This is a genomic window from Clostridium sp. C105KSO13 (assembly GCF_001517425.1).
In the GTDB taxonomy this organism is placed as follows: Bacteria; Bacillota; Clostridia; order Lachnospirales; family Lachnospiraceae; genus Muricomes.
The window spans coordinates 1-22,861 of record NZ_FBWL01000151.1; the positions used below are offsets into that span (position 1 = coordinate 1).

General features: G+C 42.3%; 22 protein-coding genes, 8 tRNA genes and 1 pseudogene. 6 read left to right on the plus strand and 25 right to left on the minus strand.

Annotated elements, in window-relative coordinates; genetic code table 11:
* Window positions 1–344: 344 nt before the first annotated feature.
* The 3 genes from BN3456_RS03530 (at window position 345) to BN3456_RS03540 (ending at window position 1,670) form a co-directional block, all read left to right on the plus strand.
* Window positions 345–626 (plus strand): hypothetical protein, encoded by a 282-nt coding sequence (locus BN3456_RS03530; protein ID WP_089982770.1) that lies wholly within the window; start codon window positions 345–347, stop codon window positions 624–626.
* 247 nt (window positions 627–873) lie between these two features.
* Window positions 874–1,167, plus strand: a complete 294-nt coding sequence (locus BN3456_RS03535) for a hypothetical protein (RefSeq protein ID WP_089982771.1) — start codon at window positions 874–876, stop codon at window positions 1,165–1,167.
* Between the two features lie 8 nt (window positions 1,168–1,175).
* Window positions 1,176–1,670 (plus strand): site-specific integrase, encoded by a 495-nt coding sequence (locus BN3456_RS03540; protein ID WP_089982772.1) that lies wholly within the window; start codon window positions 1,176–1,178, stop codon window positions 1,668–1,670.
* A gap of 90 nt (window positions 1,671–1,760) precedes the next feature.
* Here the strand turns inward: BN3456_RS03540 and BN3456_RS03545 are convergent.
* The 14 genes from BN3456_RS03545 to glf all read right to left on the minus strand — a co-directional run bounded on the left by BN3456_RS03545 (window position 1,761) and on the right by glf (window position 8,463).
* A tRNA-Leu gene (locus BN3456_RS03545) sits at window positions 1,761–1,841 on the minus strand.
* A gap of 78 nt (window positions 1,842–1,919) precedes the next feature.
* Window positions 1,920–1,992: transfer RNA gene (locus BN3456_RS03550), tRNA-Lys, on the minus strand.
* Between the two features lie 37 nt (window positions 1,993–2,029).
* Window positions 2,030–2,101: transfer RNA gene (locus tag BN3456_RS03555), tRNA-Gln, on the minus strand.
* A 51-nt stretch (window positions 2,102–2,152) separates the two neighbouring features.
* A tRNA-His gene (locus BN3456_RS03560) sits at window positions 2,153–2,226 on the minus strand.
* A gap of 5 nt (window positions 2,227–2,231) precedes the next feature.
* Window positions 2,232–2,305 (minus strand) — tRNA-Arg (locus tag BN3456_RS03565).
* Window positions 2,306–2,358: 53 nt separating this feature from the next.
* Window positions 2,359–2,429, minus strand: a tRNA-Gly gene (locus BN3456_RS03570).
* 4 nt (window positions 2,430–2,433) lie between these two features.
* A tRNA-Pro gene (locus BN3456_RS03575) sits at window positions 2,434–2,508 on the minus strand.
* Window positions 2,509–2,628: 120 nt separating this feature from the next.
* Window positions 2,629–3,111: a metallophosphoesterase gene (locus tag BN3456_RS03580; protein WP_089982773.1), complete on the minus strand. Its 483-nt coding sequence runs from the start codon at window positions 3,109–3,111 to the stop codon at window positions 2,629–2,631.
* 17 nt (window positions 3,112–3,128) lie between these two features.
* Complete coding sequence (gene rdgB, locus BN3456_RS03585; RefSeq protein WP_089982828.1) at window positions 3,129–3,737, minus strand: RdgB/HAM1 family non-canonical purine NTP pyrophosphatase; 609 nt, start codon at window positions 3,735–3,737, stop codon at window positions 3,129–3,131.
* A gap of 5 nt (window positions 3,738–3,742) precedes the next feature.
* Complete coding sequence (locus BN3456_RS03590) at window positions 3,743–4,897, minus strand: THUMP domain-containing class I SAM-dependent RNA methyltransferase (RefSeq protein WP_089982774.1); 1,155 nt, start codon at window positions 4,895–4,897, stop codon at window positions 3,743–3,745.
* Window positions 4,898–5,171: 274 nt separating this feature from the next.
* Window positions 5,172–5,384: a hypothetical protein gene (locus BN3456_RS03595; RefSeq protein WP_089982775.1), complete on the minus strand. Its 213-nt coding sequence runs from the start codon at window positions 5,382–5,384 to the stop codon at window positions 5,172–5,174.
* Between the two features lie 275 nt (window positions 5,385–5,659).
* A complete protein-coding gene (locus BN3456_RS03600; RefSeq protein ID WP_089982776.1) occupies window positions 5,660–6,130 on the minus strand; it encodes a DUF1700 domain-containing protein in 471 nt (156 codons plus the stop codon).
* A 416-nt stretch (window positions 6,131–6,546) separates the two neighbouring features.
* Entirely contained in the window at window positions 6,547–7,227 is a 681-nt protein-coding gene (locus BN3456_RS03610) for a hypothetical protein (protein WP_141654491.1), read from the minus strand.
* A gap of 138 nt (window positions 7,228–7,365) precedes the next feature.
* Window positions 7,366–8,463, minus strand: coding sequence for a UDP-galactopyranose mutase (gene glf / locus BN3456_RS03615; protein WP_089982779.1), 1,098 nt, complete (start codon window positions 8,461–8,463; stop codon window positions 7,366–7,368).
* Between the two features lie 231 nt (window positions 8,464–8,694).
* Between glf and BN3456_RS03620 the strand changes: the two genes are divergently transcribed.
* Both BN3456_RS03620 and BN3456_RS03625 read left to right on the plus strand, forming a co-directional pair.
* The gene (locus tag BN3456_RS03620) at window positions 8,695–9,927 is read left to right on the plus strand and encodes a 6-phosphofructokinase (protein ID WP_089982780.1); all 1,233 of its coding nucleotides are present in this window, start codon (window positions 8,695–8,697) and stop codon (window positions 9,925–9,927) included.
* Between the two features lie 99 nt (window positions 9,928–10,026).
* A tRNA-Arg gene (locus BN3456_RS03625) sits at window positions 10,027–10,100 on the plus strand.
* A gap of 156 nt (window positions 10,101–10,256) precedes the next feature.
* On the opposite strand, the gene trpS is transcribed toward BN3456_RS03625, so the two are convergent.
* The 10 genes and pseudogenes from trpS to BN3456_RS03670 all read right to left on the minus strand — a co-directional run bounded on the left by trpS (window position 10,257) and on the right by BN3456_RS03670 (window position 18,755).
* Window positions 10,257–11,345 (minus strand): tryptophan--tRNA ligase, encoded by a 1,089-nt coding sequence (gene trpS, locus BN3456_RS03630; RefSeq protein WP_089982781.1) that lies wholly within the window; start codon window positions 11,343–11,345, stop codon window positions 10,257–10,259.
* A 119-nt stretch (window positions 11,346–11,464) separates the two neighbouring features.
* The gene (locus tag BN3456_RS03635) at window positions 11,465–12,148 is read right to left on the minus strand and encodes a phosphatase PAP2 family protein (protein ID WP_089982782.1); all 684 of its coding nucleotides are present in this window, start codon (window positions 12,146–12,148) and stop codon (window positions 11,465–11,467) included.
* 102 nt (window positions 12,149–12,250) lie between these two features.
* Window positions 12,251–12,856, minus strand: a complete 606-nt coding sequence (locus BN3456_RS03640; RefSeq protein WP_089982783.1) for a TetR/AcrR family transcriptional regulator — start codon at window positions 12,854–12,856, stop codon at window positions 12,251–12,253.
* Window positions 12,857–12,952: 96 nt separating this feature from the next.
* Complete coding sequence (gene mutY, locus BN3456_RS16545; RefSeq protein WP_347457765.1) at window positions 12,953–14,026, minus strand: A/G-specific adenine glycosylase; 1,074 nt, start codon at window positions 14,024–14,026, stop codon at window positions 12,953–12,955.
* Window positions 14,018–14,689 (minus strand): annotated as a pseudogene (sfsA, locus tag BN3456_RS16550) (DNA/RNA nuclease SfsA); the annotation flags it as partial. The gene mutY and the pseudogene sfsA, both read right to left, overlap by 9 nt.
* Before the next feature lie 13 nt (window positions 14,690–14,702).
* Window positions 14,703–15,449 (minus strand): amino acid ABC transporter ATP-binding protein, encoded by a 747-nt coding sequence (locus tag BN3456_RS03650; RefSeq protein WP_089982785.1) that lies wholly within the window; start codon window positions 15,447–15,449, stop codon window positions 14,703–14,705.
* Complete coding sequence (locus tag BN3456_RS03655; protein WP_089982786.1) at window positions 15,439–16,131, minus strand: amino acid ABC transporter permease; 693 nt, start codon at window positions 16,129–16,131, stop codon at window positions 15,439–15,441. Before BN3456_RS03655 ends, BN3456_RS03650 begins: the two co-directional genes overlap by 11 nt.
* A gap of 14 nt (window positions 16,132–16,145) precedes the next feature.
* On the minus strand, window positions 16,146–16,925 hold the full coding sequence (locus tag BN3456_RS03660) for a transporter substrate-binding domain-containing protein (protein ID WP_089982787.1): 780 nt from the start codon (window positions 16,923–16,925) through the stop codon (window positions 16,146–16,148).
* A 158-nt stretch (window positions 16,926–17,083) separates the two neighbouring features.
* Window positions 17,084–17,911 (minus strand): undecaprenyl-diphosphate phosphatase, encoded by an 828-nt coding sequence (locus tag BN3456_RS03665; RefSeq protein WP_089982788.1) that lies wholly within the window; start codon window positions 17,909–17,911, stop codon window positions 17,084–17,086.
* A 13-nt stretch (window positions 17,912–17,924) separates the two neighbouring features.
* Window positions 17,925–18,755 (minus strand): Cof-type HAD-IIB family hydrolase, encoded by an 831-nt coding sequence (locus tag BN3456_RS03670; protein ID WP_089982789.1) that lies wholly within the window; start codon window positions 18,753–18,755, stop codon window positions 17,925–17,927.
* Between the two features lie 135 nt (window positions 18,756–18,890).
* On the opposite strand from BN3456_RS03670, the gene BN3456_RS03675 reads away from it, so the two are divergent.
* Window positions 18,891–20,000: a coiled-coil domain-containing protein gene (locus tag BN3456_RS03675; protein WP_089982829.1), complete on the plus strand. Its 1,110-nt coding sequence runs from the start codon at window positions 18,891–18,893 to the stop codon at window positions 19,998–20,000.
* Window positions 20,001–20,092: 92 nt separating this feature from the next.
* On the opposite strand, the gene adhE is transcribed toward BN3456_RS03675, so the two are convergent.
* Entirely contained in the window at window positions 20,093–22,711 is a 2,619-nt protein-coding gene (gene adhE, locus BN3456_RS03680; protein ID WP_089982790.1) for a bifunctional acetaldehyde-CoA/alcohol dehydrogenase, read from the minus strand.
* Window positions 22,712–22,861 lie beyond the last annotated feature (150 nt).

Genomic DNA, 22,861 nt, shown 5'->3' on the forward strand with positions numbered 1-22,861 from the left:
AAAGAGTTATCCACCTCTTCTCCTGAATGTATTTACAGCATCCACATCAGGTGATTTTGAAAAAAATAAATTTCGTCATTTTAACGAAGAGATTTTTTGGGGTTTATGCGGGTGTGAACAGTAACATGTGGATAAAACTGCGGAAACTCAAGGTATATTTTCATTGACAATTTCATACACTGAGGTATATAATGAATACACAAAGAAGACAAAGCTCCCAGGCAGCTGGCGAGTAGTATTCATTATTAAGACCTCGTAGAAATGCGAGGTCTTTTACGTTACACAATAAAGACCGCCCCTGCGCCAACAGGAACGGAACTTTAAACCAAAAGGAGGATTGTAAAATGTTAGATGAAAAAGATTTACAGGCAATCGCCAGGCTAATGGATGCCAGCGAATCAAGAATTACAACGAAAATTGATGAAACAGAAAATCTGCTGCTAGATGAAATTGGCAGGACACAGTCATACCTTGAAAAACAGATTTCGGAAGTCAAGAAGAATATCGATGAACTAAATCAGTATTACAGGATTACAAAACTTGAAAATGACAATACTGCCCTCCTGCTGAAAATGATAGAATCTCTTCAAAAGGATGTGGAGGAATTAAAGAAAAAAACGGCATAATAAAAAAACCGCCCCTGACGGCAATCAGAAGCGGCTCAACATATCCGAAGATATGCATACCTATGACAAGGGTATTGTATCATCTTCGGGGCAACTAAGCAACCAGAACGCTCGTTTGCTTTAGGGGCTATTTTTATACTCAAAAATAAGGAGGATGAACTATGTGGGTAGAGGAAACCAAAAATGGAAAGTACAAAGCAGTAGAGCGCTACACAGACTATCTGACAGGCAAGCAGAGGAAAGTTACGTGACAAAGGAGAAAACCACTGCACAGAGCCGGAAAGTGGCTCAAAAGACACTGGAAGCAAAAATTGAGAAGGCCTTAGAGGAAAAGCCTAAGAAAAACTACACTCTTAATGAACTGGTAGGCGCGTACATGGCAGACCAAAAAGTAACAGTTAAAATGTCCACCTACCATCGAAACTATTTCGCCACCAAAACTCTAATGAGCATACTGGGGAAAGACACCCTGGTGAACCGGTTATCTGCGAAATATGTAAGGGAAAAACTATTAAAAACAGGTAAAAGGCTGGAACTCTGATCGAGCACTTGGTAAGATTAAAAGCCCTTATCCGCTGGGGATATCACAACGATCTGGTTTCCGACATATCTTTTTTAGATAAGTTAGAGCCCTGGAAGGATATTCCACACCGGGAAAAAATACAGAATAAATTTCTGGAATCCGATGAGTTAAAGGATGTATGCAAAAAAATTAAACTTCATATGCTCCAGCAGCGTCTTGCATATGGGTATACCGATTCCGGTTTGTTTTTATGCGATATAGACGGAGAGCATGTAAGCTACTATGCTTACAATAAATATCTGCGTGAAAACTCACAGAAAACATTAGGACACAAAACAACTGCCCACACACTACGGCATACACACGCATCCTTGCTTATGGAGCAAGGAGTAAATATCGGCACTATATCTCGTAGACTGGGGCATGAAAACAGCCAGGTAACCAAAGAGATATATTTGCATATTACCGGGAAGTTAAAAGAAAAAGACAATGAAGAAATTGCAAAGGCAAGAATTATGTAGTCTGCCCCTTTTCTGGCCCTTTTTCTAAAATGGTAGAAAGAAAAAGTGCTACAAGCCCCATAAAATGGGCAAGTAGCACAAATGGTAAAATGCGGATGACAGGACTTGAACCTGCACGTCGTGGACACTAGATCCTAAGTCTAGCGCGTCTGCCAATTCCGCCACATCCGCATATTTTCTTTACTGCAGTTTCCGCTGCAAGGTATAACATGATAAAAAATTAGAACAAGTGCTTCAAACTTGTTCCAGTGAGCGTGCGGGGATTCGAACCCCGGACAACTTGATTAAAAGTCAAGTGCTCTACCACCTGAGCTACACGCCCTTATAATATCTGGTTCCCCGTATTCTGTACAGGTAAACTGGGCTAGCTGGATTCGAACCAGCGAATGCAGGAGTCAAAGTCCTGTGCCTTACCGCTTGGCGATAGCCCATTAAAGACTTATGTCCGACACTGCGTTGCCAATAGTCAAAAATAAAAAGAGGGTGGGTAATGGGACTCGAACCCATGATATCCAGAACCACAATCTGGCGCGCTAACCAACTGCACCATACCCACCACAACGAGCCTGGGGGGATTCGAACCCCCGACCTACGGCTTAGAAGGCCGTTGCTCTATCCAGCTGAGCTACAGACTCTTATTGCAGCTTATCCCCTGCTCTTAATTCCTGCAATTTACAGACTGCAAGAAAGCGGGTGATGGGAATCGAACCCACGTATCTAGCTTGGAAGGCTAGTGTTCTACCATTGAACTACACCCGCAGTATCGGGGTGACAGGATTTGAACCTGCGACCTCCTGGTCCCAAACCAGGCGCTCTAGCCAAGCTGAGCCACACCCCGATATTCAATGTGTCATTTCTCCGTGACACAATAGTTATTATATAACAGGCTTGTCTCTGTGTCAATATTTATTTTTTCTTTTTGCAGCATATCTTTTTGCAGCGTTTTTGCAGCATTGTATCAGTCCAGATAGCATTGTTTAATATGGAGCTTTTCATCCTCGTCCACTTCCATAAGCATATAAGTCCCTTTGCGCCCCTCCTGCCTTGGGTATGAGAGGCTGCCGGGATTCAGGGCGATGATATCTTTATCCTCCCGAAAAAAGGGTTTATGTGTATGGCCAAACATAACAATATCATCCTGGCGCGCTTTACCCTCTTCCACAATGTATTCTGAATTCAAGGAGACATAATATCCGTGACCGTGGGTAATAAAAACCTTATATCTTCCTATGTAAAACTCTTCTTCTTTTGGAAATTCCGAAAAAAAGTCATTATTTCCCCGCACGATATGCTTCTCACAGCTTATCACCGCATTCAGATATGCCTCTGAGCCCTCCACATCTCCGAGATGGATAAACATGTCCATATCCGGGACCAGCTTAAGTACTTTATCCAGATTTTTGAGACTTCCATGTGTATCACTTACTATTAAAACCTTCATGTATTTATCTTCCCTGTTTACAGTTTAGTATATTTCTCTTTCATAATTTCACGCATTGCACTAAGCGCCTTTCCCCGATGACTGATTTCATTCTTCTTATCCGGATCCATCTGTGCAGTGGTACAGCCATATTCCGGCAAACAGAAAATTGGATCATAGCCAAACCCATGGCTGCCAGCTATATCCTGTGCAATGATTCCCTCTATTGTCCCTCTGACGGTCTCCACCGTCCCGTCCGGAAATACGGCAGCTACAGCGCACACAAAACGTGCTGTTCTCTTATCCTCCGGTACACCTTCCAATTTGTCAAGCAATGCTCGATTCTTAATATCATATGAAGTACTCTCTCCCATAAATCTGGCAGAATAAACCCCGGGCGCCTTATGCAGATAATCAATTTCAAGTCCTGAGTCATCAGCCAGCACAATATCATCGGGCAGCATTTTTGAAACTGCTTGAGCTTTAATTACTGCATTCTGCTCAAACGTATTTCCGTCTTCTACAATATCTATATCAATACCGGCTTCTTTCATAGAATAGACCGGAATGCCCAAATCTGCAAAAATCATATGGATTTCTTTCATTTTATTCTGATTGCCCGTTGCAAAAATTATTCTTTTTCCCATTTTTTTCATCCCTGCTTCTTATGTCTGGGAGGTTTGGGTCCCATAAACTGATAAAAATATGTCTTAATCATTCCATTATAGATTTTTCGGTTCTTATCTGCTTTCCTTCCAAAATACCGCTCTGCATCTTCATAGCTAGTTATCATATATGCAGACCAGCTATCCAAATTACGATAGCTTTCGCCAAACTCGCGGTACAGCTGGGGCAGCGCCTGCTTTTCCTCCAGCCGCTCTCCATATGGTGGATTCGTAATAATAAAACCATATTTTCCGGGATGTCTGAGATTCTCCACCGCACGCTGCTGGAAATGTATCATATGCTCAACGCCGGCTTCTTCTGCATTCTTCCTGGCAGTCTTCACGACCTCGGCATCTGCGTCATATCCTTGTATATCTACTTCTACTGTATCGTCAATCAGGGCATTCGCCTCATCCACTGTTTTATACCATGTACTCTTCGAAATCAGATTTTCCCAGTCTTCCGCCAGAAAAGAACGATTCATTCCAGGTGCTATATTAGCTGCCATCATAGCCGCCTCGATCGGAAATGTACCACTTCCGCAAAATGGATCTACCAGAGCACGATTTGCCCTCCATGGTGTCAGCATAATTAAGGCTGCAGCAAGAGTCTCCGTAATCGGAGCCTTGCCGGACAACTGGCGATATCCTCGCTTATGCAAAGATACACCGGAGGTGTCAATTCCCACCGTAACTATATCTTTCATCAAAAATACTCTGACAGGATATGACGCCCCGGTCTCCTCGAACCAGGACATATGATAACGAGACTTCATCCGCTCCACCATAGCTTTTTTCATAATAGACTGTATATCAGAGGTACTAAACAGCTTGCTTTTGACTGATGCCGCCTTTGCAACCCAGAACTTCCCGTCTTTCGGAATATAATTTTCCCAGGCCACAGCCCGTGTATTTTCAAACAGTTCATCAAAAGTGGCTGCCTTAAAACTTGCCACCTTCAGCAAAATTCTCTCTGCAGTGCGCAAGAAAATATTTGCCCTGGGGATAGACTGCTCGTCCCCATAAAAAGTAACTCTTCCATCTTCCACCTGTGCAATCTCGTATCCCAGATCCAAAATTTCCCGTTTTAAAACGGCCTCCAGTCCAAAATGGCAAGGTGCAATTAATTCTATTTTATCCATAAAATCTCCTATATTTTTAACGTTGTCATGCCGCTCCTCTATTCGTACGATTTATGTATCCATATGATGTAAGCCTCAAAAGATATTTTGCTCCCTGATACGTACGGATTGTTACGCACTATGGCTCCCACAATCCTATAACCTTTTGATCCTCGCATTATACATAGTACTATAAATTCGGAGCGCAGTAAAGTTGAATTTTACTGCGCCCCGAATTGAAATTAACGTGTACCAAAATAAGTTGTGCCATTTTATATATGGCTTCTCTGACTAATTAATAGTTGTTTTTCTCGTTGTAAGAATTCATATTCTGGCTGTTCTGGCTGTTTCTGTTATTGTTAGATGTTGAGTTGTTTGTAGAACTCTTAGTTGAATTTCTGTTTGCATTTTTGTTTCTGCTCTGTTCATCAGAATAAGATGAATATGAGCTGTTTGTGTTGTTTGAAGAGTTGTTTGAAGAATTATTTGTGTTATTATTCTTTGTCATGAGTGTCCCTCCTGAGAAAATTTTATTTGGTACACTTATATTGTTGCTTTCTCTTCAGCTTTTTATTCATGTTTTATAAAACTTATGGTTTATTTTTCAAACATTTTTTATATTTTTGCTTGCTTTTTCCAATTTGATATATTATACTTAGTGATGTAGGAAGGTTACTTTCTACAACCCCTTATTAATTATTTATACTCCCCTCAAAAGACCGATGGCTCCCCCATCGGTCTTTTACGTCTGGATAATTTATTCATTTACCGTACACGTTCTGGTCATCGGTACCTGTTGCCCAGTATCCGTACAATTATCATTATAATCAGCAGAGGTACAAGTATCGGGGCCAGAAAACTGACCACACCGGTTATTATAGCAACTATTCCAATAACTATCATAATGATGACCAGAGTCCAGAGCAGTTTTTTCCACCAGGTGTCAGCCGTAAATATATGGAAGCCCGAATGTTTCGCTTCTGTGGAGCCTCTCTCATTATTATAGCCGGTATAGCTTTGTCTGTCAGCTCCATTTACCTCGGACTGATCCGTGCCATTCTGGGCATCTATGACCGTACGTGCAAGCACCCATGGGTCTCCCAGCATCTGAAGTACCTCTTCTTCACTTTTCCCTTTGCTTATTTCGTCAGTAATATATTGATCATAATACCCTACATTCTCCTGGACGATACTGCCAGACAGATCATTTTCCAGTGCCCGGCGCAATTCCCGTAGAAATTCACTTCGCGTCATCCTGCCTCTCCTCCTCAAAATATGTGAAATTTACCTGTATAAATATCCATAATGCTGAAGTTTTATAAATACATCCCATCTAAGATATTCGAGTTCTGCACTTAGAATAACACAATCTGTAGTGTATTCCAACTACAGGGTTCTTAATTTTTTCTAATTTTTTCGTTCACAATTTATTCATTTATCATTCAAAAAACCTTCATTTTCTACTCATTCTTTCTTCATTTCTATTGAATATACTAAATATATCAAATGAAAAGGAAAATCATTTGATACTTCAAAAGGCAACAGATGTAATACTTTTTGAATAAACTTTTTCATAATACATGCCGGGAATCCGAAAGGGTTACCCGGCATCCTCCCTTTTAAGGTATTTTTCCGATAAATCTCTATATTATCTATATTATCTTCTTTCCTCACATACTCACTGCGAATACAATTGCCAGCAGCAATGCAACTATCAGTACGATAAGTATTATCCTTTTTTTCTGCTTTTCATAATTTTTATGGTGGCTTTTAGGTAGTTCTTTCTTAACCTGTTTCAGACTGTCAAATTTCTTCCTTGAATTTTCGCCCAGACATTTTTTGATGACTCCGGACAGAATGTACTCCTCCATTTTAGAAAGTAAAATATAGGATTCTGTGCGCGCCAATATGAATTGTATCGTTTTTCCGAAACCGTAAAAATCAAGGGACGTCTTTGTGCTCTCCCTGATGTGGATAATTGGTTTAACAAAATGCTCACGCATGGCGGGCCTCTGCATGTTCTTAAGAACAAATCCATTGCTTCCGGCACTTAAATCGAGAAGCAATATCTTTTCTTCCTCCGTAACGAGAACGCTGTACGGATTGATATATCTATAACACTGTTCTTTTTTGCATCTATGGTATTTTTCTAACTCATCGGCCAGCAGGTTAAACCAATTGAATACTATCTCTTTGGTAATTCCCTGTCTGTCATCCAGCCTGTGTACCAGAAGTCTTCCCCGCACACAGTCCATGACAACACGGCTCTTACCGTCATATTCCATAAATTTGAGAACCTCATACTTTTTCCCTGTAATCAATATTCTCCTTTCTGCAGTATTTTTATTCATTGAATTACTTATCAGAACTGATACCGAAGCAGCTCACGAGAAGACAAAAAGACTTATCAGAATAATTGTATCTTACTTGATTTACAAAAGAAATGCAAGAGCTTTCTTTTTTTGCTCCGGCATTTCCTCAGTCTGTATTTATATTTGATCCAGTCTGGTCAGAGCCGCTTCTACGACCTTGTCCATATCATAATATTTATAATTGCCCAGTCTTCCACCGAAAATCACATTCTTCTCTCCTTCTGCCAGCTCTTTATATCTGGCGAACAACTCATTGTTCTTCTCGTCATTCACCGGATAATATGGATCCATGCCCACTTCCCATTCAGAAGAATATTCTCTGGAAATCACTGTTTTTTCCTGTTTTCCAAACTCAAAGTGTTTATGCTCAATAATTCTTGTATAAGGAACTTTTCTCTCTGTATAGTTCACAACTGCGTTACCCTGATAGTTATCGCAGTCAAGCACCTCTGTCTCAAATCTTACCGAGCGGTACTCAAGTGCGCCCAGTTGATAGCCAAAGTATTCATCTATCATTCCGGTAAATATAATATTTTCCGCAATATCTGCATTTTTCTTTCTAAAATCAAAGAAATCCACCCCTGCCCTCACTTCTATGCCGGCAAGCATCTTTTCAACCACTGCAGTATAGCCCCCAATAGGGATTCCCTGATACCTGTCATTAAAATAATTATTGTCATATGTAAACCGAAACGGCAGCCTTTTAATAATGAATGCAGGAAGATCCTTGCAGTCTCTTCCCCATTGCTTTTCCGTATATCCTTTAATCAGCTTTTCATAGACATCCTTTCCCGCAAGAGACAATGCCTGCTCCTCCAGATTTGCAGGTGTGTCAGCCTTTGTCTCAGCCACCTGCTTTGCGATAATGTCTTTTGCCTCCTGCGGAGTACGAATCCCCCACATTTTACTAAATGTATTCATATTGAAAGGAAGGTTATACAGTTCATCTTTATAAACCGCTATGGGGGAATTAATGTAATTGTTAAATTCAGTGAACTGATTCATATATTTCCACACTTTTTTATTTGACGTATGGAAAATATGAGCTCCGTATTTATGTACATGAATGCCTTCTACATCCTCACAGTAAATATTCCCCGCTATGTGATCACGCCTGTCAATTACTAGGCACTTCTTTCCTCTTCTATTTAATTCATTGGCCATGACCGCACCATATAATCCGGCACCAACTATCAGATAATCATACTGATGCATTCCCTTATCCTCCTGATTTTTTATTATGCCCAGTATTATAACATTTTTAAAACAGCCTGTACATAGATGCAGGAGGAAACCATATTATTAAGCCTCTTTTTGACTATTTTTGTCATATTGTATGGTTTTGTGTACTTTCACCCAATTTTCAATTTTATTGTTTACATTCTGTGCAAAATGCACTAAAATATTGGTATGAATTAATTTAAGTTTGAGACGGAGGTAACAGACATGAAGAGAAATATTATCGTCGGACAATCCGGAGGGCCTACAGCCGCCATTAACTCAAGCCTCGCTGGTGTGTACCGCACAGCCAGGGACCGCGGCGCCGGTAAGGTTTTCGGTATGCTGCACGGAGTTCAGGGGTTATTACAGGAGAGGTATATTGATCTGTCCGATTTTATCATCACCGAACTGGATGCCGAGTTACTTAAAAGAACTCCCGCTGCATTCCTGGGTTCCTGCCGCTACAAACTTCCAGGCATTCATGAGAACAGAGAAGTTTATGAAAAGATATTTAATACCTTAGACAAACTTGATATTGAGGCATTTATTTACATTGGCGGAAATGATTCCATGGACACCATCAAGAAACTTTCTGATTATGGGATTGTCACCGGACATCCAACTAGATTTATAGGTTGTCCAAAAACTATAGACAACGATCTTGCCCTCACCGATCATACGCCGGGCTTTGGTAGTGCAGCGAAGTATATCGGCACTTCCGTCAAGGAAATTATACGTGACAGTTTCTGTCTGGAGTATGAAAAGGGCCTTGTATCTATTGTGGAGATTATGGGGCGCAACGCAGGCTGGCTGACTGGTGCGGCGGCTCTGGCGAAGGGGGAAGACTGTGCCGGCCCCGATTTGATCTATCTTCCCGAACTCCCCTTCGACATAGAGACCTTTGGGCTCAAAGTCCAGGACCTTCTGTCACGAAAGCCGTCTGTGGTTGTGGCTGTATCGGAAGGCGTACGTCTCGCCGACGGACGCTATGTATGTGAGCTGGGGGCCAGTCTTGACTTTGTAGACGCATTCGGACACAAGCAGCTTTCCGGTACGGCAAATTACCTTGCTAGCTACATTGCAGGGGAAATTGGCTGTAAGACGCGTACCATCGAACTCAGCAGTCTGCAGCGTTCCGCATCCCACTGTGCCTCCCGGGTAGATATTCTGGAAGCTTACCAGGTCGGTGGTGCAGCAGTAAAAGCAGCCGACGAAGGAGACTCGGGCAAGATGGTAATATTGAACCGCCTCTCGGATGATCCTTATCAGAGCGGTACCGAGTTGAAAGATGTTCATAAAATTGCAAATGATGAAAAACTGGTTCCGAGAGGATGGGTAAATGATGATGGAAACTACGTAACCGATGCCTTTGTCAATTATGTCCGCCCCCTTATCCAGGGCGATGTATCTCCAATCATGGTGGACGGTATTCCCCGGCATCTGTTCCGCCCGCTTTAACTCACTCATTTTAACATTAGATTTTTTTATCAAACATATTGACAAGCTTTCCATTATATTATATAATTACTTTTGCTGCGAACGATATAGTTCCAGCATGTGCGCGTAGCTCAGCTGGATAGAGCGTCTGGCTACGGACCAGAAGGCCGGGAGTTCGAATCTTCTCGCGCACGTCAAGAAGAATGCACTTTCTTAGTATAAGAGAGTGCATTTTTTATTATATAATTACTTAAAACCACTCCGGAAAAGTGAACTACACGCAAGAGAAAACAAGTCGGACAGCAATATGAAGTAATCGTATTGCTGTCCACCTATTTTGATCTCTCTGCTTATTCTTCCCGGAACCTTTCTGCCTGTGCATTAATCAATTGCATATCTTCAAAGTAATTGATCTTCATTGCCCCTTTTACTTCCCGAAGGGTTTCAGCAGCCACAGCTTCTGCCTTCTCACTGCCTTTTTTTAATATTTCATATACAAAAGGTATATCTTTCTGGTACTCTTTTCTTCTTTTTCTAATTGGTTCCAATTCTGCCTGAAGTACAGAGTTCAGAAAACGCTTCACCTTCATATCACCGAGTCCACCGCGTTTATAATGCTCCTTCAACTCATCCAAATTCTTGTAATCCGGCAAAAACTCTTCAAAGTACTGCGGTCTGCAAAATGCATCCAGATAGATAAACACTGTATTTCCCTCCAGCTTACCAGGATCTTCAACCTTGATATGGGTCGGATCCGTAAACATACTGAAAACCTTTTGTTTTACAGAATCCGAATCATCAGACAGATAGATACAGTTATGCAAAGATTTGCTCATTTTGGCTTTCCCATCTGTTCCAGGCAGCCTCTGGCATGCTTCATTATCCGGAAGCAATATCTCAGGCTCTACAAGAGTCTCCCCATAAACCGAGTTGAATTTTCGAACAATCTCTTTTGTCTGTTCCAGCATTGGAAGCTGGTCTTCCCCCACCGGCACTGTCGTGGCCTTAAAGGCCGTGATATCGGCAGCCTGACTGATAGGATAAGTGAAAAAGCCGACCGGGATGCTGGCTTCAAAGTTCCGCATCTGAATCTCTGTCTTCACAGTAGGATTACGTTGGAGCCGGGAAACGGTGACCAAGTTCATATAATAAAATGAAAGTTCACACAGTTCCGGTATCTGGGACTGTATAAACAGTGTTGACTTCTCCGGATCCAGTCCGCAGGCCAGGTAATCCAAAGCCACCTCTATTATATTCTGGCGTACTTTTTCCGGATTGTCTGCATTGTCTGTCAACGCCTGTGCATCCGCTATCATGATAAATATATCATCAAACTCTCCGGTATTCTGCAGTTCTACTCTCCGCTTTAAAGAACCCACATAATGACCTACATGTAATCTCCCTGTAGGCCTGTCTCCTGTCAATATAATCTTTCCCATAACTTTTGTATGTTTCCTCCTAATTCATTGTCTTTCCTAATATTACGATGTAAGGTACAAAAGGTATTTTGCACCCTGATACCTGTGGATTGCTATGACCTTTTGCGCATGGTATCATATTATCTGCCCCAGGAGGCTATTTCCTGTCTCGCTGTCTTTGGGACCTTTTTCTTATTTGCTTCATATACAAACTGGTAAAGCGTATATGCCATCAATCCACCTGCCATCACATCTATAACAGAGTGCTGCTTCAAAAACATTGTGGCTAAAATAATCAAGACTGTCAGGGCATAAGCACTCCAGCTGATAAACTTATGCTTTTGCAAAGCTTCACTGTCCCTGATTGCAATACAGGCGCTTATAGAGTTAAACACATGCAGACTTGGGAGAACATTCGTAGGAGTATCTGCAAGATAAAGTGCCTTTACCAGATTCGTAAAAATATTATTCCGCGGGAAATACGACGGGCGCAGATTAACACCGTTTGGAATCAGAGTGGATATAATCAGGAAAATAGTCATCCCAGTAAACATTAGCTTTGCCAGTTTATAAAATCCTTCTACATCAGTGAAGAAGAAATATAAAAAAATAGCGGCAATAAAAATAAACCACAGCAGATATGGAACAATAAAGTATTCTACAAATGGTATCTTATCATCTATTGCAATATGAATCACGTGGTAGTTTGATGTTACATGCTTTTCAAGATACATAAACCAGGGCATATAAATCAGGATATATCCAAATACCCATGCATGTTTATACTTCTTTATGAGACCGGCAGCTTTCTCTTTAAGACTCATACGGGTTTCTCCCTTTTCGAATACAAATCTATTATAACTCTCTCGATTATAGCACGAATGAGGTCTCTCAACAATATGCTTTAGAAAACCTTAACAAAGTTTTCACTTAAAAATTACGCTGTCCAGATACTTTCCTAATGACCGCCTCATATTCCCCTCAAAATCGGTTTCTCCGCCGTGCAGACACCACTCAAATACATTTCCGATTACAATCATCCGTATATCTGTAGTGAATTTTTCTATCTCTACATTCAAGTGAATAATATGTTCCTGGACTGCCCTTTCCACATAAGTCTGCACCGTTACAATGGGGTAAGGGCGTTCTGTACGGCTGTCAGGATTTAATGCCTGGTTTTTCGTATCATAGTAAGCAGACATAAATTCTACACCCAGATCACGGCAATACCGGACATAATTCAAATATACATATATGATTGCCGTCTTTGCCCCGTCTGCACTGTCCGGGAGATCCAGCAAGTCAGGATTAATGCCGGGCTGTTCCTCAATATAATAGGATAGCAGATCATCCTTAGTCTTAAAATGATGATAAAAGCTGCCGTTAGACACCCCTGCTTCCTCGCAGATATTCTTTATGGAAAGTTCTGCATAGCCTTTTTTCCTCAAGATTGTTTTTGCTGCCAGGAATATCCGTTCTTTTGTCTCCCGTGACTTCTGCTGCTGCCTTGATAATTCCGTCTTTTTTCCCATAGCTGCATGCTCCTTCTATCCGGTTAATCTTCGATTCAGTATATCACAAACCTTCTGATCATACAACAAAACAGAGCGAACTCTAAAACAAGTTTGTTACTGTTTCAAAGCCGCTCCCCTGTAAGCCTCAAATGCAGAGGGTATAGAATACTTTTCCTCTATTTCTGATCTGGGCGCAAATATCATGTTAGAACTACAGTTTTTTTCCAGTTCATCTATTTTTATCTCATACCCTATCATATGCCACTCTATGTGACTGAAAACATGCTTTGCACCTTTCGTCTTTTTTATATGAAGAGGTGACAATCCGATAGAATGGCAGTACTCTATCACTTCTTTTTTGTTTAGATGCCCTTCCAGATTGGGCAGTTCATACAAGCCGGCGAGAAGCCCCTTCGATGGGCGTTTCTTTATCGCCACAGTGTTTTCGTCTTTCAAAATCAAAACTGTTCTTTTCTCAATTTTTCTTGCTTTTGGCTTTGTCCTCACAGGCAGTTCCTTTTCTATGCCCAGAAGCCTTGCACGGCAGAGATGAGCGACAGGACATTCCTCACATTTTGGGCCTCTGCCCGGCAGGCAGACCATGGCTCCAAGTTCAATCAGTCCCTGATTAAAATCTGAGGCCGCAGCAGGGGGTATCACTTCCTCCACTTCTGCCTCTATCCGTGTCCTGACTCCCGCCTTCATAATATCATCCGGGCTGGCTGTGAGTCTTGATACTACCCGCAGTACATTGCCGTCAACAGCAGCTTTTGCCATGCCATAGGCAAAAGAACTGACAGCCCCTGCTGTATAATTGCCAATACCCTTAAGAGAACGTATCTCCTCATAAGTATGTGGGAATTCCCCTTGATAATCAATCATAATCTGCCGGGCAGCCTTCTGCATATTTCTGACCCTGTTATAATATCCAAGTCCTTCCCACAGCTTCAGCAGCTTATCCTCCTGGATTTCTGCAAGGTCACTAACAGTGGGCAGTTCTTTTAAAAACCTTTCATAGTAAGGTTTGACAGCTTCTACCTTTGTCTGCTGCAGCATAATTTCAGAAACCCAGATGTGATACGCACTTGTATCATGCCTCCAGGGTAAATCCCTCTTATTTGTCCGGTACCAGCTGACAACTGGATCTGCTGCCTCTTTAAGAATGGGACTGCCCAGCACTACAGGCACCGCCTGGTTCAGCTCAATGCTGTCCGATGTCACATTGCAGTCATAGGCCAGAACTCTGACCCCTGCCTTTCTTGCTTTCTTCAAAGCTTCACCAAATGCGGGATGCGTATCTACATTAGGTGTGAAATAACGGACCCCTTTCATCTGTACAACAAATATCACATAGGCACCGTAGCCCTCTTTTACCGCACTGCCCAGCTCTTCTACATGTTTTACAGCACGTTCACTGGGAGCATCGGGAAAACGGACAACCCTATTCTCCTCTAAAGTTACACCTTTTACTTCAACAAAAATTTTTCTTCCCTGAGCTTCTACATAGAAATCAAATCTGGAGTTCTTGTAGGTCGTCTCAGGCCTTACGTAAGGTTCATGGCCAAATAAGTTTCCCGCCTCGATCCATTCCTGAACAACCTTATTCGGAATCTGGGAGTCCATGTTAATCAGACGCGCTCCCTTTTCCACCGCAATTAGATCCCAGCCAGTCTTTCGTGCTGGATTATCACTCCTTTGTACATAAATAACAGCTCCCGGTATAAGCAGTTCTGCACATCGCCCAGTGTTTTTCACATGTATAATTTCACGTTTGCCGTTCAATTTGGCATATGCAATAAATCTGTTCGGGCGTTCCAGAAATATTGCTTTTTCTATTCTTTCATATTTCATCAGTTATTCTCTGCTACAATATTTTTGATAAAAATTCTCTTAATCTTGGTTCTCTCGGATTGCCAAAAAATTCTTCCGGTGTTCCCTGTTCCTTAATCTTCCCTTCATCCATAAAAATAACCCTTGAGGCCACTTCTTTTGCAAACCCCATCTCATGGGTCACCACAACCATTGTCATTCCGTCCCTGGCCAGCTTTTTCATCAGCTCCAGCACCTCACCGACCATTTCCGGATCAAGTGCAGAGGTTGGTTCGTCAAACAGCATAACCTCAGGATTCATTGCCAGTGATCGTATAATTGCAATACGCTGCTTTTGCCCCCCCGACAGCTGAGATGGGTAAGCATTTGCCTTTTCCTCCAATCCCACCAGCTTCAGCAGTTCCATAGCATGCTTCTCGGCCTCTTCTTTGCTCTTTTTCAAGAGCTTGATGGGGGCCAGTGTAATGTTCTCCAGTATGGTTTTGTGAGGAAACAGGTTGAAGTGCTGAAATACCATCCCCATTTTTCTGCGGTGCAGGTCTATATCCGTCTCCTTGCTTGTGATATCAACACCCTCAAAAAATACATGTCCCTTTGTGGGCATTTCAAGCAGATTCAGAGAGCGGAGGAAAGTTGATTTTCCGGAGCCGGACGGCCCAACGATAACAACAACCTCCCCTTTGCGGATTTCCTCGGAAACCCCGTCCAATGCATGAAGCCTGCTGTTATAAACTTTATATAAATCTTCCACTTTTATTAATACTTCTCCATTAGTGGTCACTGCTTCTCAGCCTCCTCTCCAGTATATTTACAAGCTTTGTAAATATCATTACCATGACAAGGTAAATCAGTGCTACAGCTATAAGAGGCATAAAAGCATCCCAAGTCTGACTTCGGATAATATCTCCGCCCTTTGTGAGATCCTGCAGTGCAATATAGCCGGAAACAGAGGTTTCCTTTAGAAGCACAATAAACTCATTGCCCAGGGCCGGCAGGACATTCTTGAATGCCTGAGGCATGATAATGTATATCATAGTCTGCACGTAGTTGAAACCAAGACTGCGCCCCGCCTCGAACTGCCCACTATCTACGGCCATGATACCGGAACGGAAAATCTCAGCAACATAGGCTCCCGAATTCAGACCAAAGGCCATGATTGCCACCACAACCTTGCTGATATCCGTACTGCTAAAAATAACGAAATAAATAATCATTAATTGTACAACAACCGGGGTACCCCTGATAACAGTAAGATACACCTTGCACAGAGCATTAAGTATTTTCAATTTTCCCGTCTTATCATAGGTGGAACGTACGATTGCAATCAGAAATCCAAGTACAATACCTATAATAACCGCAAAGAAGGTCACTTCTAAAGTGACCCCCAGCCCGGCCAGAATATACTCCCAGCGGTCTTTTTCTATAAAATTCCCATAAAACTTATCCTGCAATGTCTGCAACATTCTTTTATCCTCTTCTACTGATCACTGTCGCTGTTAATGTATTTTGCTACAATTTCATCCAGTTTTCCGGAATCTTTTAAGTCCGCCAGTGCATCGTTAATCTTGTTCTTTAATTCGTCATTGCCTTTCTTCACAGCGATAGCATATTCTTCTTCTGTAAATGCTTCATCCAGGATTTTCAGCCCCTCCGCTTCTTTTACAAACTTCTTGGCGGGCTCTCCATCGATGATGACTGCATCAACTTTACCCTGCTGCATTGCCTGCACAGCCTCAAAACCTTTATTGTAGCGCTCTACAGAGGCATCTTCAATGTCATCCGCATAGATATCGCCTGTTGTTCCCAACTGCACACCGATCTTCTTACCTGCCAGATCATCGGGCCCTGCAATTTTGCTGTCTTCTTTAACAATGATTACCTGGGTAGCTTTTGCATAGGTGTTTGTGAAATCAACATTTTTTACACGATCCTCTGTCACCGTCATGCCTGCAGCCCCAATATCCGCCTTCTTGCTGGACACCGCTGTGATGATAGAATCAAACGCCATGTCCTCAATTTTCAGTGTCATACCAAGCTCTTCAGCTACAGCTGCTGCAATATCAGCATCGATACCCACTACCTCTTTTCCTTCATAATATTCATAGGGCGGAAACTCCGCATTGGTAGCCATGACTAATGTATCTTCTTTCTTATTTCCACTGTCTGCCGAATTGCTGTCCTCTTTCTTAGAACCACATGCCGCCAGGGAAAATACGCATGCTGTCGCCAATAGTAAACTCAAAACTTTCTTCTTCATCTTTCTATTCCTCCAAACTTATCTTGTCTTTGCATATTCATACACAATACCTTTATATTTTATCATATTTTCTTTAAAAAACAAGGGGTTATACACATTTTTATGCATATTTTTTGTTTTCATATGCATACGCTGACAGGACTCGCATGGCTGAACTATTATGCAAACAGTGCACTCATACCAAAATAGAGGAGAACAATGATTCCCATTACAATTCTATAGTATCCAAATGCCTTAAAATCATGTCCTTTGATATACTGCATCAGGAACTTAATAGCAAATATGGCTACCGCAAAGGAAACTGCACAGCCAAGCAGAAGGAGAAAACTTTCCATACCTGTAAAGTGAAAACCAAATTTTACAATTTTTAATAAACTTGCTCCAAACATAACAGGAATGGCGAGGAAAAATGTAAACTCTGCAGCTACAGCTCTCGATGCACCGATTAGCAGTCCGCCTATAATGGTTGCGCCGGACCGGGAGGTTCCCGGAATCAGGGCGAGCACTTGAAATCCTCCGATCATCAGGGCCATAGGGATTGTAAGATCTGACAGCCTCCTCACCGACGGCCTTACATGTTCGTTGCGCTTTTCTACCACAATAAATATGACACCATAGAGTATCAGCATAATTGCTACAACTACATAATTCATCAAGTATGCATCAAGAAGGTCATCAAACAGCAGGCCTATGACCGCAGCGGGTACAGCCGCTGCTATAACCTTCACCCATAGTTGCAGCGTAAGTTTCTTCTGTTTATCTGTCTTGGTTCTTGAAAATGGATTCAACTTGTGGAAATATATCACAACAACAGCAAGAATTGCTCCCAGCTGGATCACCACATTAAACATGGACATGAAATCATCACTCATCTTGAGTTTTACAAACTCTTCTACCAGTATTAGATGTCCCGTACTGCTGATTGGCAGCCATTCGGTAATCCCCTCCACAATTCCCAGTATAATTACTTTTAAAGCTTCTAACATACTTCTCCTCCTTTTAGCTTAGTGCGAACTGCTCGATCGCCTTTGCTGCTCCTTCTTCTATATTCGATAAAGTTATGTAATCCGCAGCGTTTTTCACTTCTTCCTCTGCATTTCCCATGGCGACTCCCAGACCGGCCTCCTTGAGCATGTCGATATCATTGTCTCTGTCCCCACATGCCATAATCTCTTCCCGTCTGATGCCAAGCATCTTTCCCAGTTCCACAAGTGCTGTACCCTTGTTCACCCCGGATGCATTAATCTCTATATTATACCCCAGAGAGGTGACCAATACGATGCCTTCCTGCTTTTCCAGTTCCGCCCATGCCGCCTTTTGTTCCTCACTGTCCGCAAAAATGGCCTGGACTTTATCCATATCCTTATTCTCATGCTCAATCAATGCCATAATACTTTGTACAGGCTTCCTGCTCTTAAGTACATACTCCCACATGTTTGGGTCATGATGATAGTGACCTATGTTTCTCAGTTTCTGCTCTGGGGCATAGCCCTGGCCATCAAAATATACCTCTTGTAATGTATCATATTTTCTGAATGTTTCCAATGCTTTCTTTCCCCTTTCTATCGGAAGAAGCCTTTCAATCAGCGGCTTGTTTTCTTTTATATCCATCACCCTCGCCCCATTGGACGTAATAGCATAGCGGATATCGGGGTAGAACCTTAGTTCTTCCGGTATCCCTGTAAGAGGCCTGCCGGTGGCCGCCAGTACAATAATCCCCCGTTCTATAGCGTGATTTAAAATCCGCCTTGTATATGGAAGAATTTCTTTCTTTTCATTTAAAAGTGTGCCATCCAAATCCAGCCCTATCATTTTTATCTGATGCTTCATGAATTGCCAATCCTCCTGCTTTATGTAAAACCATTCTTTATAAAAATTTTCTAACTTATTCTATCAAAATTTGCTTAATAAAGCAATTTATAGTATAATAGCAAAGCACAACTATTAAGAAAGGAATTAATGATTATGAAATTGCGCTTAAAACGTGGAGGACAAGTCCTTGTTTCTCTTGCCTGCTCTCTCGCATTAGTGCTTTCCGTAGTTCCGGTTCACGCCGAAGACAAGAAGAGTCTGGAAAGCAAAACTTCTGATTTAAAGGGTCAGCTTGCAGGCATCAATAATGAGCTTCTCTCCATAAGTGATGAGATTTCCACGAATGAAATGCAGGTCGAAGTTACCAATGGCGAAATTCAAAGGACAAAAGATTCCTTAGCCGAGGCAGAGGCGAACGAAGCAAAGCAATATGAGGATATGAAGTCCCGTATTAAGTATATGTATGAGACCGGCAACTCCAGCTTGCTGGAGATACTTTTTTCAGCGGAGGATATGTCAGACTTCCTGAATAAAGCTGACTTTATACAAAATATCAGCGATTATGACCGGGACATGCTTCTTGAACTACAAAAAATCCAGAAAAAAATTTCTGATCAGAAAGATACCTTGGAAGCTCAGCAGGACTCTATGCAGCAGCTCCAGGCAAACCTCAAAAAACGACAGGCTGAGTTAGTTAAAAAGGCAGCGGCCACATCCACGGATCTGAGCGCTTACAATACAAAGTTAGAAAAGCTCCGTGCCGAAGAAGCCGCAAGGCTCGCAGCGGAGGCAGAAGCCGCAGCAACAGCGCAGGCAAAGGCCCAGGAAGCCGCAGCTGTGAATGTACCTGCGAATACCTCCGGAGGCAGTTCGGGCGGTACTGTTGTCAATACAGATGGCACAAGCATATCCGGAAGCGAACTGGATGTATTTGCCGCAATATTAGACTGTGAGGCAATGCATGACTACAATTCTATGCTGGCTGTGGCAACGGTCATTATGAATCGAGTACAGAGTCCTTCATTTCCAGGTTCGGTTTCAGATGTGGTTTACGCCAGCGGACAATTTGAACCTGTATGGACCGGACGTCTTGAATCCGTACTATCAAATGGTCCCAGCAACCTTGCGTATACCGTGGCTCAGGACGCAATCAATGGAACTCGTCTGGCGGAAGTAGCTGACTGTTACTATTTCCTCTATGCAGGAGCAACAGACAGACCGGGAGTGAACATTGGAAATAATCTTTTCTTCCCAAGCTGGTAGGCAGGACAAGCTTGTTAAAAAATGAGGATATCGCAAAGAGCAATATCCTCATTTTTATTTACTGATTTGGCTTTTAATTGATACTCCATTAATTATTTTCCGTAATAACACTTCAAATAAATCTCTTTTATCTCTTTCAACAATGGATACCTGGGATTAGCTCCGGTACACTGATCGTTAAATGCCTGCTCCACCATGTCATCCACCGTATCAAGGAAGTATTTTTCATCAACGCCATACTCCTTGATGGACTTTTTAATCCCTATCTTTTCCTTCAATGTTTCCAGCTTCCCAATAAAGTCTTCAAACACTTCATTATCATCCCTGCCTGTGCAGCCTGCAAATCGACCCAGCTCAGCATATCTTGCCAAAGCATCCGGGTATGGATACTGAGAGAAAGTTCCCATCTTCGCCGGAACTTCTGCTGCATTATATCTCATAACTTCTGTAAGCAGGACCGCATTTGCAACACCGTGGGGCAGATGATGAAAAGCACCCAGTTTATGTGCCATGGAATGGTTAACTCCCAGGAACGCATTTGCAAATGCCATACCCGCCATACAGGATGCATCGGCCATCTTTTCGCGGGCAATCGGATCGTCTGCTCCGTTGTCATAGGCAGAAGGCAGATAGTCGAATACTGTCTTTACAGCCTTCATTGACAGTGGCTGAGTAAAATCTGTAGCCATAATGGAAACATAGGACTCAATTGCATGAGTCATAACATCAATACCGGAAGCACTGGTCAATCCTTTGGGCTGTGTCATCATATTGTCAACGTCCACAATTGCCATATTGGGAAGAAGTTCATAGTCCGCCAGGGGCCATTTTACGCCTGTATCTGCGTCCGTAATGATTGCAAACGGTGTCACCTCAGAGCCTGTTCCCGCAGAAGTAGGAATCGCTACAAAATATGCCTTCTCGCCCATTTTCGGGAAAGTAAATACTCTTTTCCGAATATCCATAAAATCCATGGCCAAATCTTCAAAGTTTACCTCCGGATGTTCATACATAAGCCACATAATCTTTCCTGCATCCATTGCAGAACCGCCGCCTAGGGCAATGATTGTATCCGGTTCGAAAGCCGAAAGCATCTCTGCTCCTTTTCTTGCACACTGAAGAGTCGGATCAGGCGCAACCTCAAAGAAGCATGAATGCTGAATTCCCATCTCATCCAGTTTTGCCTCAACAGCATCTACATAACCGTTCTTGTACAAGAAGGAATCTGTTATGATAAAAGCTTTCTTTTTATGCATAATCGTTCCAAGTTCGTCAAGTGCTACCGGCATACAGCCTTTTTTAAAGTAAACTTTCTCTGGTACTCTAAACCAAAGCATATTTTCTCTCCTCTCGGCAACTGTCTTTATATTCAGCAAATGCTTCACCCCTACGTTCTCCGACACAGAGTTACCGCCCCAGGAACCGCAGCCAAGTGTAAGAGAAGGAATCATTTTAAAGTTGTAGAGGTCGCCGATACCGCCCTGGGAAGAAGGGGTATTGACCAATACACGTCCGGTCTTCATCGCCTCTGCATGCCTTGCCATCTTTTCCTTTTGACTCGGGTGTACATAAAGAGAAGATGTGTGTCCATACCCGCCATCAGCTACAAGCTTCTCCGCCTTATGTAAGGCCTCGTCAAAAGTTTTTGCTTTGTACATCGCAAGAACAGGGGATAGCTTTTCATGAGCAAATTCTTCTGAAGGCTCTACAGATTCCACTTCACCGATTAAAATCTTTGTATCTGCAGGAACCTCCACCCCCGCCATTTTTGCAATAGCATATGCCGACATTCCCGGGATTTTTGAATTAAGTGCACCATCAATGATAATCGTCTTGCGCACCTTATCAAGCTCATCTCCCTTTTTTAGAAAATAGCACCCACGATAAGCAAATTCCTTCTTCACTTCCTCGTATATGCTTTCAAGCACCGTTACAGACTGTTCGGAAGCACATATCATACCATTGTCAAATGTCTTAGAATGAATGATTGAACTGACAGCTACTTTTATGTCCGCAGTATCATCAATAATAACAGGTGTATTCCCTGAGCCTACCCCCAGTGCAGGTTTCCCTGATGAATATGCCGATTTTACCATCCCGGGTCCGCCTGTGGCAAGAATAACATCTGACTCCTGCATAACCTGCGTTGTAAGGTTAAGTGACGGTTCATCTATCCATCCGATGATTCCTTCCGGTGCCCCCGCTTTTACCGCAGCATCCAGGACAACTTTAGCTGCCTCAATAGTACACTTTTTTGCAGCCGGATGAGGACTGATAATGATGGCATTTCTTGTTTTCAAACTAATCAATGTCTTAAAAATAGCCGTTGAAGTAGGGTTCGTAGTAGGAATAACTGCCGCAATCAGCCCGAGAGGTTCTGCAATTTTTTTTATTCCATACGCCGGGTCCTCCTCAATAACACCACAGGTCTTCGTATGCCTATATGCATTATAAATATACTCAGCCGCATAATGATTCTTAATCACCTTATCTTCCACAACCCCACGCTGTGTCTCTTCCACTGCCAGTTTAGCAAGGGGAATACGCTGTTTATTCGCTGCCATAGCTGCTTCAAAGAAAATCTTATCTACCTGCTCCTGGTTATATGTGGCAAATACCTTCTGTGCATTTCGCATTGCCCGCATCTTGGCTTCAAGGGTTTCTGCGCTGTTCACAATATCAGGTACAACTGTCTTATCCTTTTTTACCATTTCTGTTTTTCCTCCTGTTGTTGAATTATGTTTTTGTTTCATTCCTGACATGTGAATAGTTTAACTTATTGTGAATTATTTGTCAATAAATTAACGTTATATATTTAACGTTAATTTATTGACATTCTTTGTAAAAAATGCACATAATAG

Excerpts from the sequence above, each read along its gene's own strand:
- adhE (WP_089982790.1), bottom strand. The coding sequence starts at position 22,711 with ATGGTAAAAAAGGATAAGACAGTTGTACCTGATATTGTGAACAGCGCA.
- BN3456_RS03670 (WP_089982789.1), bottom strand. The coding sequence starts at position 18,755 with ATGAAGCATCAGATAAAAATGATAGGGCTGGATTTGGATGGCACACTT.
- glf (WP_089982779.1), bottom strand. The coding sequence starts at position 8,463 with ATGCATCAGTATGATTATCTGATAGTTGGTGCCGGATTATATGGTGCG.
- BN3456_RS03620 (WP_089982780.1), top strand. The coding sequence starts at position 8,695 with ATGAAGAGAAATATTATCGTCGGACAATCCGGAGGGCCTACAGCCGCC.
- BN3456_RS03580 (WP_089982773.1), bottom strand. The coding sequence starts at position 3,111 with ATGAAGGTTTTAATAGTAAGTGATACACATGGAAGTCTCAAAAATCTG.
- BN3456_RS03530 (WP_089982770.1), top strand. The coding sequence starts at position 345 with ATGTTAGATGAAAAAGATTTACAGGCAATCGCCAGGCTAATGGATGCC.
- BN3456_RS03600 (WP_089982776.1), bottom strand. The coding sequence starts at position 6,130 with ATGACGCGAAGTGAATTTCTACGGGAATTGCGCCGGGCACTGGAAAAT.
- BN3456_RS03660 (WP_089982787.1), bottom strand. The coding sequence starts at position 16,925 with ATGAAGAAGAAAGTTTTGAGTTTACTATTGGCGACAGCATGCGTATTT.
- BN3456_RS03655 (WP_089982786.1), bottom strand. The coding sequence starts at position 16,131 with ATGTTGCAGACATTGCAGGATAAGTTTTATGGGAATTTTATAGAAAAA.
- rdgB (WP_089982828.1), bottom strand. The coding sequence starts at position 3,737 with ATGGGAAAAAGAATAATTTTTGCAACGGGCAATCAGAATAAAATGAAA.
- BN3456_RS03595 (WP_089982775.1), bottom strand. The coding sequence starts at position 5,384 with ATGACAAAGAATAATAACACAAATAATTCTTCAAACAACTCTTCAAAC.
- BN3456_RS03610 (WP_141654491.1), bottom strand. The coding sequence starts at position 7,227 with ATGAATAAAAATACTGCAGAAAGGAGAATATTGATTACAGGGAAAAAG.
- BN3456_RS03675 (WP_089982829.1), top strand. The coding sequence starts at position 18,891 with ATGAAATTGCGCTTAAAACGTGGAGGACAAGTCCTTGTTTCTCTTGCC.
- BN3456_RS03640 (WP_089982783.1), bottom strand. The coding sequence starts at position 12,856 with ATGGGAAAAAAGACGGAATTATCAAGGCAGCAGCAGAAGTCACGGGAG.
- trpS (WP_089982781.1), bottom strand. The coding sequence starts at position 11,345 with ATGGGAAAGATTATATTGACAGGAGACAGGCCTACAGGGAGATTACAT.
- BN3456_RS03665 (WP_089982788.1), bottom strand. The coding sequence starts at position 17,911 with ATGTTAGAAGCTTTAAAAGTAATTATACTGGGAATTGTGGAGGGGATT.
- BN3456_RS03590 (WP_089982774.1), bottom strand. The coding sequence starts at position 4,897 with ATGGATAAAATAGAATTAATTGCACCTTGCCATTTTGGACTGGAGGCC.
- BN3456_RS03635 (WP_089982782.1), bottom strand. The coding sequence starts at position 12,148 with ATGAGTCTTAAAGAGAAAGCTGCCGGTCTCATAAAGAAGTATAAACAT.